Origin of the sequence: Acinetobacter sp. YH12063, assembly GCF_013419715.1 — a bacterium.
In the GTDB taxonomy this organism is placed as follows: Bacteria; Pseudomonadota; Gammaproteobacteria; order Pseudomonadales; family Moraxellaceae; genus Acinetobacter; species Acinetobacter amyesii.
Window position 1 is genome coordinate 215751 of sequence record NZ_VOZO01000001.1, and the last position, 12454, is coordinate 228204.

Consider the following 12454-nt stretch of genomic DNA (forward strand, 5'->3'; position numbering starts at 1 on the left):
ATTTTATAGGGATGAGTGCAACTGTATATCGCTCTATCTCCAAGGGGTTAAAACATGCTGATTTATGTGATTCCATTAGTGATCTTAGTGATCGTATTGGTTTTTTTAAACAAACGCCAAAAAGGTCAAGAATCAGATAAAGCCAAACCAACATCCACTAAAACCAAGAAATCGGGTGTTTCAGCCAAAGCGACTCCGAAGAAAACTCAAGTGGTTGAAAGCAGTGTCATTGAAAAAAAATCAATGACGCCGTTAACGACCGATGCTCGTGGTAAAATTGAAAAATTAATTGCGGAACGTAATTTCTTTTCTGCTGAAGCGCAAATTAATCAATCATTAAAACGTGACAACTCACAACATGAGTTGTATCTATATCTATTAGATATTCACATTTTACAAAAAGACGAATTTGCCATCAGCCAATTGCTGAGCCATATTCGTTCACTTGAACTTGATGAAATTTTAGAACAAGCTGAAGCAAAAAAAGTAGAGTTTGAAAATTCTCAAAATGTGAAAGATGATGCCATTAACTTTGTATCACCGATCACTGAAGAGGCTCCCTCAAAAGCCCCAAATACCTCTGATTTTGATGCTTTAATGCAAAGTTCAACTGCTGCACCTGTTGAGCCCAAAGCAGCCGAAATTAAACCACTAGATTTTAATTTCACCACTGAAACGCCTGCAAAAGCAGACATTTCTACCCCAGTTGAAAGTGCGCCTGCTGAAAAAATACAGCCGCTTGAATTTGACACGCTTTCAATTTCACCAGAACCTGCACTTGAAGCAACACTGAAAACCGAAGAGATTGCTCAGCCATCTCCTGCCGTTGAAGAAATCAAACCAATTGATTTTGCAATGGACTTTGCCCCAAGCACTGAAGCTGCGGCTGAAACTAAAACAGAAACTGTAGAAGAAAAAATCGAGCCTTTAGATTTTTCATTTACAACAGAAACACCAGTTGTAGAAGAAAACAAAGTTGAAGCTCCAACCTTAAACTTTGACTTAGGTGCTTTTGAAACAGCAAAAACAGAAGAAGCCGTTGTCGCTCCTGCAACAGAGTTTAACTTAGAGTCTACGCCTGAAGAGAAACCTGCCGCACCTTCTTCAAGTGGTGTGAGTTTTGACATTAGCGGTTTAGGCACACCTTCAACCCCATCTGCTACAGACCAAAACGATCCATTGGTTCAATCTTTCCCCGAACTGGTTGAAGTCAATGAAATTGAATTGAATCTTGAGTTGGCAGCGCAATACATCAAACTGGGTGCTTATGACGCTGCACGTGAAATTTTGACTGAAAAAGAAGCTGAGTTTTCTTCAGCTCAACGTCAACAAGCAGATCAGTTACTGAATCAAATCGCATCTTAAGCAAAAGCGATTTAAACTAAAGCAGTCTTTCAAGGCTGCTTTTTTTATGATGAAAAAAATTGCTCTTATTTATATGGGTGGTACCTTCGGTTGTATCGGTGAACCGTTAAGCCCCATGCCAGCGAATGCGTTTTTACCTAAATTACAGCATGTGCTGCCACTACACCTAAACATTGAATGTTTTGTTGCACCTGTCATTCGTGACAGTAGTGCTTGTACTGCACCCGACTGGCTGGCACTGATCCAACAAATTCAAAGTTTACAATTACAACAATTTCAGCATTTCGTAATTATTCATGGCACAGACACGCTTAGCTATGCCAGCGCAGTACTTGCACACTTTATGGCACAGTCTGCTCATATCGTGCTTACAGGCAGCCAATATCCGCTGTTTAATGTGGCTGGTGACAACACCCGTGAATTTACCGATGCCATCGACAATTTAAATTTTGCATTGGAATCGGTACATCAATCGAGTGTTGGGGTTTATTTGGCCTTTCATCATCAACTGATGCATGCTCAATCCGCACTAAAAGTACATACAACCGATCTGAAAGCCTTTGATGGGCTGCCAGCCACACAGCCACTTTCAACGCTTACATCGCCATATATTGTTCAAGCCAATGATTTAGACAAAGCGGCTCATTTCAATTGCCTGAATTGGATGTTGCAACCGATTGCAACCAAGCTACACAGTCAAAATTTAGCGGCTCTACTTACACACACTCCAGACGTTTTAATTCTGCAAGGTTTTGGCACAGGCAACATTGCCGTTGATGCTGAATTACTCAATATATTGAAGGCTATACAACAAAAAAATTGCAAAATTATTTTAAGTACACAGGTTGTTCATGGCGGTATAGATCAGCGCTATGCTGTCAGTGACTGGGTCAAAGATAGTGGAATATTACTGAGCAATTGTTTGGGTCATGCAGATCTTTATGCCAAATGTTTGAAAATGTATTTACAATACGGCAGTGCCGCAGACTGGACTGCGCATTGGAACGATTAAGTCATTTGAGGTAACTATGCAACGTTTTGCGATTGGGATTGAGTTTTGTGGCATGCAATACAAGGGCTGGCAAACTCAGCAACCGGGCGTACCAAGCGTGCAAGAAACCATTGAAACCGTCCTCAGTAAAGTGGCCAATGAGCCAATCATGTTGCACGGTGCTGGCCGAACAGATGCTGGTGTCCATGCAACCAATATGGTGGCACATTTCGATACTCAGGCGATTCGTCCCATTCGTGGATGGTTAATGGGCAGTAATAGCCAATTACCTCGTGATATCTCCATCCAATGGATTAAGGAAATGGATCAGGACTTCCATGCCCGCTTTAAGGCGCAAGCGCGTCGTTATCGCTATGTGGTCTATAACAATCCACAGCGTCCAGCTTTACTGTACAAGCAAGTGACCCATGTCTATGCAAAATTAGATGTGCTGAAAATGCAACGTGCAGCTGCCAAATTTGAAGGCACCCATAACTTTGAAAGCTTCCGTGCCGCAGCATGTCAGTCTAATCAACCTGTCCGTCATGTCAGTCATTGTCGCTTGATCCAACATGGATGTTACTTGGTCCTAGATATTCAGGCTGATGGTTTTTTACATCACATGGTGCGTAACATCATGGGCTGTTTGTTGGAAATTGGGCAAGGTATGTATGAAGTTGACCATATTGACGATATTTTTGCGGCTGAAGATCGTAAAGCAGCAGGTGTCACCGCACCGCCCGATGGACTATATTTTATCCATGCAGACTATCCAGCTCAGTTTGAACTTCCTCAAGTTCCGTTAGGACCACATTGGCTAAATATGCCTGAATAAACAATCCCTCCCAACCTCACTTTCACAGAGAGGGTGTTTCATTTCCGTCATTGCCAGATTCTAAAAATGAAAATCCCTCTTTGAAAAAGGGGGATTCTGTTTAGGGAAGGATTTTATCGAAGATCAACCTTAACGCTGCTTCCGCTTACGGTATTCCACGGGCGTTTCATTGGTCCAGCGTTTAAATGCGCGATAGAACGTACTTGGCTCAGAAAAACCCGTTAAGTACACAATGCGCTCCACACTTTCATTGGTATTGGCTAATAATTTTTTAGCTAAACGACAGCGATAGTCTGACAAAATTTGCTGAAAACTGGTATTGGCTTCTGACAACTGAGTCCGTAAACGACGTGGGGTAATGTTGAGCTGTGCAGCGACCGTTTCGAGTGTGGTTTCACCACTTTCAAGCGTTGAACCAATAGCACGGCGAACTTCACCAACCAAATCATAACGCGCCAACTCCTGAAGTTTTTCAATCGCTAACTGCTCATGCAATTGTAATAACTCAGGTTCTGCCTGCCACAATTGATACTCTAAAATAGCCGGATCAAAATATAATCGGGTTTCTTTCTGCCCTAAACTCACAGGGCATTCATAGACACGGAAATACTCATCATCTGGCGCGCCCTGACTAAAGTTAAAGTCGATATAAATTGGCTGAAAACGCCCTTCAGTAATAAACTTAAAGAAACGCAAAACACCCGACATCGCGCATTCAGAAAAATGACGATTCACGATATTTTCTGCCCAAGGCTGATGACCATTGGTCAAATAGCAGCGGTCATCTTCAATCACCAATTGCGCATGAAAGGCATCGCTAATGAGGCGTTGATACGCCAAAGCCCGCTTTAAACCTTCACCGAAATTCTCAGATGAAATGAATAAGTGTTCAATCACCTGCCCTCGATATAAAGGCAAATGCTCACCCAGATGCAAACCAATATCAGGATCCTTACTGACTTCTTCTGCAGCCACCCAGAATGCAAATTGTGCATTCAATGGGGTACGGTCATTGGTTTCAACCTGATTTAATGCCACACCCGCTTTTGTTAAAATTTCTTCTGTTGGCAATCCGGCACGACGAATCGCTTGATACCCTAAACGCAACACAACAGATGCATCAGTTAGCTGACCCACTCCAGAACCTTCCTTGTATGTACTTCATTTATACCTAAAAAGATTGATTTTAGATTAACTGCGATTGACCAAACTGACAACAGTTACTGCACATTTTTTGTTGAAAATATTTAACTAAATTGTTCGCTTATTTTACTGACAGTCGATCAGTTCAAAGCCTTTTACGGCTTGTATTCTGAAAAAAAATTGACTATAATTTGCGCCTTGCTAATTTATTCATTCAGGTAGGCTATGGCCAATAAAGAGGAACTCATCGAGTTCGAAGGCGTTGTCACCGAGACGCTTCCTAATACTATGTTCCGTGTACGTTTAGAAAACGGTCATGAAGTGATTGCTCACATCTCTGGCAAAATGCGTAAACACTATATCCGTATTTTGACTGGCGACAGTGTTAAAGTAGAAATGACACCTTATGATTTGACTAAGGGTCGTATCACTTACCGTGCGCGCTAAGTTTTAGCGAAGCGAAAAAGCCACTTTATCAGTGGCTTTTTTTGTATTTATTTCAATACAATGATAAAAATTGACTGCAAATTTGCTTTACAGTTTAAAAACATAAAAATTCGATTATAAAATTCAAAATATAAGGACATAAAATCATATGAAACATCTAGGATTAGTCGGTGCTATCTTTTGTGTTGCTTGCGCCACGACAGGCCAAAAGCAACTCAATCAATCCCTACAACACTATATTGGACAGCCAGCTGATCAAGTTCGTAAAGAGCTCAACTTGAGTCAATTGGGCTATAAAGTGATGGGAGCACCCGTACAAAGCAACGAAAAACTTAGCTATACCATTTTACGCTCGATGCCAATCCCGATTGGTACACCAAATATCGGCACCAGTATAGCCATGGGCGCCCCTATCCCAACGCCGTCTAAAGGTGGTGTCACTGTCGATATGGAATGTAAAATCGAGTTCAAATTACGCAATCAAATAGTTGAATCTATTAACTATGTTGGTAAAGCTTGTTGATCCTACATGAGAATACTAGAGGCTAATCTTGCTCGGATGACCGTGTATCAAATGACTACAGTGTTATACAGACCGAACCGACTAAACTGAATTTATTTCGTGAGGAACTGACCCATGGAATTTATTTTAGAACATCAGGTTTACAAAGATCAGCATTTTATTCGCCCAATATTGAGCATAGGATGCGTTCTAAGCATTGTATGGTTGGCTGGTTGTACCACGACATCAACGATATCCTCCGTTGAACGTGAACGCTATTTAGCCTCATTTATTGGTCAATCGAGCCAAACGATTCAAGCAGAACTTAATCTCAGCAAACTCGGCTATCAAAGAACCTCTCCCGTAGAGGTCAGTTCAGACTACCTTCGTTATCGTGTTACACGCCCGATTAGTATTCCTTTACCGATGGCGGAAAATCCTGCGATGGGCATGGGCAGCGGTGCTGCTGTGCCGATTCCTAGTGGAAATACACGCTATGAGGTGGAGTTAAACTGCCTTATTCAATTTCGCATAAAGCATAATATTGCAACTGATGTCCGATTAACTGGTCGCACCTGTTAGGGCATCAACTCTAGGGTTTATAATTTCTAGGCACAAAAAAACGCAGCATAAACGCTGCGTTTTTTGATTCGCCATTAGTTCAATGCAGAAACTACAGCTTGACCCATTTCAACAGTACCGACTTGAGTACTGCCTTCTGACATGATGTCACCTGTACGTAAGCCTTGATCTAAGACATTACCTACAGCATCTTCAATTGCTTTTGCCGCCGCTTCTTCACGGAAGGTATAACGTAGCATCATAGCAACAGACAGAATTGTTGCTAATGGGTTCGCAATGTTTTGACCTGCGATGTCTGGTGCTGAACCGTGGCAAGGTTCATACATACCTTTACCATTTTCATCTAAAGAAGCCGATGGCAGCATGCCGATAGAACCGGTTAACATCGCCGCTTCATCAGACAAGATATCGCCGAACAAGTTACCTGTCACGATTACATCAAACTGTTTTGGCGCACGGACCAATTGCATGGCAGCATTGTCAACGTACATATGAGACAAGTTAATTTCAGGATACTGCTCTTCTTTTAACGCAGTTACGGTTTGTTTCCAAAGCTCAGTCACTTCTAGCACGTTGGCTTTATCCACTGAACACACTTTACCACCACGTAAGTTCGCCATTTCAAAAGCAACTTTGGCAATACGCTTGATTTCAGATTCTGCATATACGTCAGTATTGAAACCTTGTTTTTCACCGTTTTCGAGTTCACGAATACCACGTGGTTGACCGAAATAGATCCCGCCAGTTAACTCACGTACGATCAAGATATCCAAACCTGCTACGATTTCAGGTTTTAAGCTCGACGCATCTGCAAGCTGCGGATAAAGAATTGCTGGACGTAAATTGGCAAATAAATTTAATTCTGAACGAATTTTTAATAGGCCACGTTCTGGACGAATTGAACGCTCAATGGTATCCCACTTAGGACCACCCACTGCACCCAATAAAATCGCATCAGCAGTCTTCGCTTGTGCTGCTGTTACATCTGGATAAGGTGAACCGTGCGCGTCGATCGCTGCACCACCTAAAAGACCTTGTTCCCAAGTCAAACCTAAGTTGAATTTCTCGTTTACACGTGTCAGCACTTGTTCAGCCGCTTTCACGATTTCAGGACCAATACCATCACCTGGTAAAATCAAAATATGTTTTGACATGAGTCTTTCCATTTATACGCTGGCTTGATTACCAGTCAGATTTAAAGTTTCTTTTCTACAAACTCACCAAGTCCTGTGAGGACATTGTACGGTCGGCAGAAACGTCGAATTGTTTTTGCACCTTGCTTTAAGTCTACACAGAGCGGATCAGGCGCAGATTTATCTAGTAAACTGCCTCTGTTTTTTGAACGCTCACGGTACATTTTAAAGGTGTACTCGTGTTTGGACCTAAAGTTGTGAATGACATGCAAGCGCTCTGCTTTTTCCTGAGAAATTGGATAATAGCGAATCACGACTTCATGCTGACCTGAAGGTACAGACAAATACAAAGGATTAGGCTCAGACAATGAACGACCATTCAACCGTACAATGCCTGCTTTAATCGCAGCACGTTGTACATGTTGATTATTTGGATCAACCACTTGTATTTGATCAAAACGCTCAAATTCACAATGCGCTGTACCTGCACAGTAAATCAGAGCATTATTTTTTGTACTTTCAGTTTCTTTCACATTTTTAATGCGTGCCGTGTCAAAGCTTTGACAGGCAGAGAGCGTTGCGAACAGCGCTCCCGTTACAACCAGCTGACCGAAGAACTTTTTCATTTTTCGAACCCAACCTGATAAATTCTGGCTAACGTATAAATTTTGTTTCGCCTGATATTAGCAAGACTTAAGCCGACTGACTACTAAGAAGTTCTACAGTGACACTGACTTAAGCTTTAATTTCTGCAAATACCCAAGGGCGAGATGCTTTGGTTTTTTCTTCATAAGCGCGAATATCATCGGCAGCTTGTAAGGTTAAACCGATATCATCCAAGCCATTCAATAGGCAGTGTTTACGGAATGGATCGACTTCAAATGTAAATGCTTCACCACTCGGTGTACGTACTTCTTGCGCAGCCAAATCAATGGTTAATTGATAGCCTTCAGATGCAGCACATTCTTTAAATAACTGATCTACGATCTCTTCAGACAAGATCACTGGCAACATGCCATTTTTAAAGCTGTTATTAAAGAAAATATCCGCATAGCTTGGTGCAATGACAGTACGGAAACCATATTCTTCTAATGCCCAAGGCGCATGCTCACGGCTCGAACCACAACCAAAGTTTGCACGAGAGATCAAAATCGACGCACCTTGATAACGCGGTTTGTTCAATTCGAAATCGGGGTTAATCGGACGTTTTGAAATGTCCTGACCTAAATAGCCTTCATCCAAATAGCGCAACTCATCAAATAAGTTGGCTCCGAAGCCTGTACGCTTAATAGATTTCAAAAACTGTTTTGGAATAATTAAATCTGTATCAACATTGGCACGGTCTAATGGTGCAACGATACCTTGTTCAACGGTATATTTTTTCATGTTTATTTCTCACTGAATCCGTGACCTCTCCCTAACCCTCTCCTAAAAGGAGAGGGAACTCCTTCTCCCTCAGGGAGAAGGTTGGGATGAGGGCTTAAACTAGAATGTACGCACATCCACAAAGTGACCTGCAATTGCCGCAGCTGCTGCCATTGCTGGACTCACCAAATGCGTGCGACCACCATTACCTTGACGACCTTCGAAGTTACGGTTAGACGTTGATGCACAGTGCTCTCCCGGTTGCAATTTGTCGGCATTCATTGCCAAACACATTGAGCAACCCGGCTCACGCCATTCAAAGCCTGCTTCAATTAAGATTTTATCTAAGCCTTCTGCTTCTGCTTGTGCTTTGACTAAACCTGAACCCGGCACCACCATGGCTTGTTTAATCGATGCCGCCACTTTTTTGCCTTTGACCACTTCAGCCGCTGCACGAATATCTTCGATGCGTGAGTTGGTACATGAACCAATAAATACACGGTCTAATTGAATATCAGCCAATGCCTGACCCGCTTCTAAGCCCATGTAGTTGTATGCACGTGTCCAGTCATTACGCTGTACGTCATCTTTAGCTTGTTCTAAATTTGGCACTGCTTGAGATACAGGAATCACCATCTCAGGAGAAGTCCCCCAAGACACTTGTGGCTCAATCTCTTCACCTTGCAACACCACAACAGTATCAAAATGCGCGCCTTCATCAGACACTAAAGTCTTCCAATATTCTACTGCAGCATCCCACTGTTCGCCCTTCGGTGCATACGGACGGTCTTTCACATAGGCAATGGTTTTGTCATCGACAGCCACCATACCCACGCGCGCGCCACCTTCGATCGCCATGTTACATACCGTCATACGACCTTCGATCGACATATCACGGAACACTTGACCACCAAATTCAATCGCGTGACCTGTACCACCCGCCGTACCGATTTTTCCGATAATCGCTAAAACCACGTCTTTAGGAGTTACGCCTTGACCCAATTGACCATCAACACGCACCAACATATTCTTCATTTTCTTTTGAACTAAGCATTGAGTCGCCAATACGTGTTCAACTTCCGATGTGCCGATACCATGAGCCAAGCAACCAAATGCACCATGCGTTGCAGTATGTGAGTCACCACATACCACGGTCATACCGGGCAAGGTTAAACCTTGTTCAGGCCCCACCACGTGCGCAATACCTTGACGTACATCGTTGATGTCAAACTGGGCAACATCAAAAGTTTTACAGTTGTCATCTAAAGTTTGCACTTGGATACGTGAGGTATCATCTTCAATACCTGCAATACCTTCAGCACGCTCCTTAGTAGACGTAGGTACGTTATGGTCTGGCGTTGCAACATTAGCGCTTAAACGCCACGGTTTACGACCTGCAAGTTGTAGCCCTTCAAAGGCTTGTGGAGAAGTCACTTCATGCAATAAATGACGGTCGATATACAATAATGAAGAGCCATCATCTCGCTGTTTTACTAGATGGTCATCCCACAATTTGTCATACAAGGTTTTTTTTATTTGGGTTTCCGCTTTTTGGGTTTCGCCTGCCATGTCGATTTGCTCCACTGGACTGGGTAAATTCTTTCGTTAAATCGATTATAACCACGTATTCACATAAATCTAATTTATCATTTTTATTAGTTTAAAAACTTATAGGAATGATATTTAACTGCTGATTTCCGCTACATTTTAAAGACCATTAATGCGTTTAAAACACGCTCACTTCAATACTTTCAGCAGATGAAACTTTAGAATTTTCTCCGACTTTTTTGTTCACTGTCTGCCATTATTTAAACAGTAATTTAAAAATTCAATGATCATAAATCGAATTTTCTCTTTTACATTGCAAATAAGAATCATTATTATTAAATCATTGCCAAGATTTATCAATTTAACAAGGAGCTTTTTCATGGCACACATTAACAAGTTCGTCGAAAATAATCAGCGCATGTTCAAAAAAACCTTGAGCTATTACATCATGCATATCACGGTTGCGATGTTGGTTGGTTATTACGTGACAGGCAGTATTGCAATGGCCATTACATTAAGTTTACTTGAACCAACTGTTCAAGCGGTTGCCTTTTTCTTCCATGAAAAAGTCTGGGAAAAGAAAGATAAAGCTGTAGAGGAAAATATCCCCGCTTAATCCAATCCTGCTCCTTGTAAAAAACCACCATAACGGTGGTTTTTTTAATGACCTTAAAACGTTCTTTTACTCTATCCACTTTAACTTTCTATTCATTTCATCCTATAGATTCAATTGTAGACAGAACATCAAAGCTTGGTTTTTTGCTGTAAGGCCAGCTGATCATGCGCCTCAACCAATTGTTCTATCGCAAGAATTAGTTTGTTTTTTGCCGCATTACACTCGGCAGCTGCACGGTTTTCGTCGTCTTCATCATCTGCGATTTCATATATCGCACAGCGCTTTTCGACTGTCCCTTCAAAAATATCCAATAAATTTTTAATGTGTTTAATATCCATCGCCTTCTCCCTGTGAGGTACAACATTGCTAATCGATGCAGCCATGACTGTACCTGTTGCTATAATTATTCACTGAAAAGTATGTTCCCCAAGCCATCAAAACTTGAGTTCATTTTTTTGTTTTAGTTCAATACTGAATTAAAAAGAAACGTCATCGCTCCTCTTTAATTCAAACGGTTGAATTACTTTCCAGCCCTGTATTTTTTATATTATGCATAACTCTGGTTTCGGTTTAAAAAATAACTTTGTAACAGCGCATTTGAGCTGAAAATGTCACAGCCCAATCTTAAATCATGCAGTGACCAAGTACTCAAATAACACTATTGAACCCTGAAAATCCCCTCAGATTTAAAGCGTCATCTGGCTTGAACGCCTAGTTTTAAATCAAAAGATACAACTTTTCCTTTGATTTATTCTTAAAATATTATAACAATGAGACTACGCATAAAAATTCTTTATAGGAATGAAGATGAATCTCGCAGCCTTTGAAGCCTTTGTAAAAGTCATGGAAACTGGTTCGATCTCTTTGGCAGCAGATCAGCTCTTCATTACGCAACCTGCTGTGACCAAGCGTATTCACAGTTTAGAAGAATACTTCGGTGTCAAACTTTTTGAATCCGCGGGTCGTGGTGTTCAAGCGACGCATGCGGCAAACTCTCTCTTGCCAAAAGTAAAAAGCTGGCTGAATGAGTTGGGCGATATTCACCATACGCTCAGCCATGAGCAAGGTCAGGTTCAAGGTAAACTGAAAATTGGTACCAGCCATCATATCGGCTTACACCATTTACCAGCGCATTTGCGTCAATACGTACAGCAATTTCCAGAAGTGACCTTAGATGTACACTTTGTTGATTCTGAACAGGCCCATGAGCAAGTTTTGGCAGGTGACTTAGAATTGGCATTTTTGACTTTACCGCCACAAGGTGACAGCCGTTTAAAATACATCACGACATGGAATGATCCACTGGTATTCGTGGTTGCGCCTTTCCATCCTTTGGCGCAAGTTGAGCATTTAACCTTAGAAGATTTGATCCAGTACCCAAGTCTTTTGCCTGCGGCGCAAACCTATACCAGTCAAATTACTTTGGCTGAATTTGAAAAGTATGGACTAAAACCAAAAGTCACCATGAGCAATAACTCACTTGAGTCGATTCGTATGTTGGTTTCCATTGGTCTCGGTTGGTCAGTCCTTCCTAAAACCTTATTGAACCAAGATTTAAAACAACTGAATTTACCTTCAAACATGAATCGTCAATTGGGCATGGTATGGCACCCAGGCCGTACTCAGTCACTTGCTGCACAAAAGCTGGTTGAATTGATGAAACACATCTAATTCATTTTTTTGCCTACAATATTTAATCGTTAAAAAAGCCACCGCTATGGTGGCTTTTTATATTCATCTGTTTAAGCATCTAGAAAAAGCGAATGATTTGATTAGCCAAGTGTTGAACAGTCCTTGTTGAATAGTCATCATAGACAATGCAGTGACCTTCAAATCTGCCATCAATATTTGTAGCTTGGCTCTAGGTCAGCAATAGATGCTCTTACTTATTGTGAAAGTTCAACCTCTTTTCACTGATGTTATACAG

At 41.6% G+C, this 12454-nt stretch carries 14 protein-coding genes; 8 read left to right on the top strand and 6 right to left on the bottom strand.

Features of this window, described 5'->3' with window-relative positions; all coding sequences use genetic code 11:
• Positions 1-54 precede the first annotated feature (54 nt).
• The 3 genes from FTU12_RS00985 to truA are packed head-to-tail and all read left to right on the top strand — an operon-like array spanning position 55 to position 3191.
• Positions 55-1365 carry a fimbrial protein FimV gene (locus FTU12_RS00985; protein WP_180113564.1) on the top strand — a complete coding sequence of 437 codons (1311 nt, stop codon included), beginning with the start codon at positions 55-57 and terminating at the stop codon, positions 1363-1365.
• Positions 1366-1414: 49 nt separating this feature from the next.
• Positions 1415-2377 carry an asparaginase domain-containing protein gene (locus FTU12_RS00990; RefSeq protein WP_180055674.1) on the top strand — a complete coding sequence of 321 codons (963 nt, stop codon included), beginning with the start codon at positions 1415-1417 and terminating at the stop codon, positions 2375-2377.
• A 16-nt stretch (positions 2378-2393) separates the two neighbouring features.
• Positions 2394-3191: a tRNA pseudouridine(38-40) synthase TruA gene (gene truA, locus FTU12_RS00995; protein WP_180113565.1), complete on the top strand. Its 798-nt coding sequence runs from the start codon at positions 2394-2396 to the stop codon at positions 3189-3191.
• Positions 3192-3320: 129 nt separating this feature from the next.
• Here truA and FTU12_RS01000 read toward each other — a convergent pair whose 3' ends face one another.
• Positions 3321-4328, bottom strand: a complete 1008-nt coding sequence (locus FTU12_RS01000) for an AraC family transcriptional regulator (protein WP_078189717.1) — start codon at positions 4326-4328, stop codon at positions 3321-3323.
• Positions 4329-4559: 231 nt separating this feature from the next.
• On the opposite strand from FTU12_RS01000, the gene infA reads away from it, so the two are divergent.
• The 3 genes from infA (at position 4560) to FTU12_RS01015 (ending at position 5865) form a co-directional block, all read left to right on the top strand.
• Positions 4560-4781, top strand: coding sequence for a translation initiation factor IF-1 (infA, locus tag FTU12_RS01005; protein ID WP_001284370.1), 222 nt, complete (start codon positions 4560-4562; stop codon positions 4779-4781).
• A 148-nt stretch (positions 4782-4929) separates the two neighbouring features.
• Positions 4930-5304, top strand: a complete 375-nt coding sequence (locus FTU12_RS01010; RefSeq protein ID WP_180113566.1) for a hypothetical protein — start codon at positions 4930-4932, stop codon at positions 5302-5304.
• Between the two features lie 114 nt (positions 5305-5418).
• Positions 5419-5865 (top strand): hypothetical protein, encoded by a 447-nt coding sequence (locus FTU12_RS01015; protein ID WP_257227272.1) that lies wholly within the window; start codon positions 5419-5421, stop codon positions 5863-5865.
• Between the two features lie 74 nt (positions 5866-5939).
• Here the strand turns inward: FTU12_RS01015 and leuB are convergent, their stop codons facing one another.
• The 4 genes from leuB to leuC all read right to left on the bottom strand — a co-directional run bounded on the left by leuB (position 5940) and on the right by leuC (position 9932).
• Complete coding sequence (gene leuB / locus FTU12_RS01020) at positions 5940-7019, bottom strand: 3-isopropylmalate dehydrogenase (RefSeq protein ID WP_078189719.1); 1080 nt, start codon at positions 7017-7019, stop codon at positions 5940-5942.
• Positions 7020-7060: 41 nt separating this feature from the next.
• Positions 7061-7624 carry a hypothetical protein gene (locus FTU12_RS01025; RefSeq protein WP_078189720.1) on the bottom strand — a complete coding sequence of 188 codons (564 nt, stop codon included), beginning with the start codon at positions 7622-7624 and terminating at the stop codon, positions 7061-7063.
• 109 nt (positions 7625-7733) lie between these two features.
• On the bottom strand, positions 7734-8384 hold the full coding sequence (leuD, locus tag FTU12_RS01030; RefSeq protein ID WP_078189721.1) for a 3-isopropylmalate dehydratase small subunit: 651 nt from the start codon (positions 8382-8384) through the stop codon (positions 7734-7736).
• Positions 8385-8483: 99 nt separating this feature from the next.
• Positions 8484-9932, bottom strand: coding sequence for a 3-isopropylmalate dehydratase large subunit (gene leuC / locus FTU12_RS01035; protein WP_180113567.1), 1449 nt, complete (start codon positions 9930-9932; stop codon positions 8484-8486).
• A 358-nt stretch (positions 9933-10290) separates the two neighbouring features.
• Between leuC and FTU12_RS01040 the strand changes: the two genes are divergently transcribed.
• Entirely contained in the window at positions 10291-10527 is a 237-nt protein-coding gene (locus FTU12_RS01040) for a DUF2061 domain-containing protein (protein ID WP_111884090.1), read from the top strand.
• 128 nt (positions 10528-10655) lie between these two features.
• On the opposite strand, the gene FTU12_RS01045 is transcribed toward FTU12_RS01040, so the two are convergent.
• A complete protein-coding gene (locus tag FTU12_RS01045; RefSeq protein WP_180024477.1) occupies positions 10656-10865 on the bottom strand; it encodes a hypothetical protein in 210 nt (69 codons plus the stop codon).
• Positions 10866-11334: 469 nt separating this feature from the next.
• On the opposite strand from FTU12_RS01045, the gene FTU12_RS01050 reads away from it, so the two are divergent.
• Positions 11335-12198 carry a LysR family transcriptional regulator gene (locus tag FTU12_RS01050; RefSeq protein WP_078189725.1) on the top strand — a complete coding sequence of 288 codons (864 nt, stop codon included), beginning with the start codon at positions 11335-11337 and terminating at the stop codon, positions 12196-12198.
• The last annotated feature ends 256 nt before the right edge of the window (positions 12199-12454 follow it).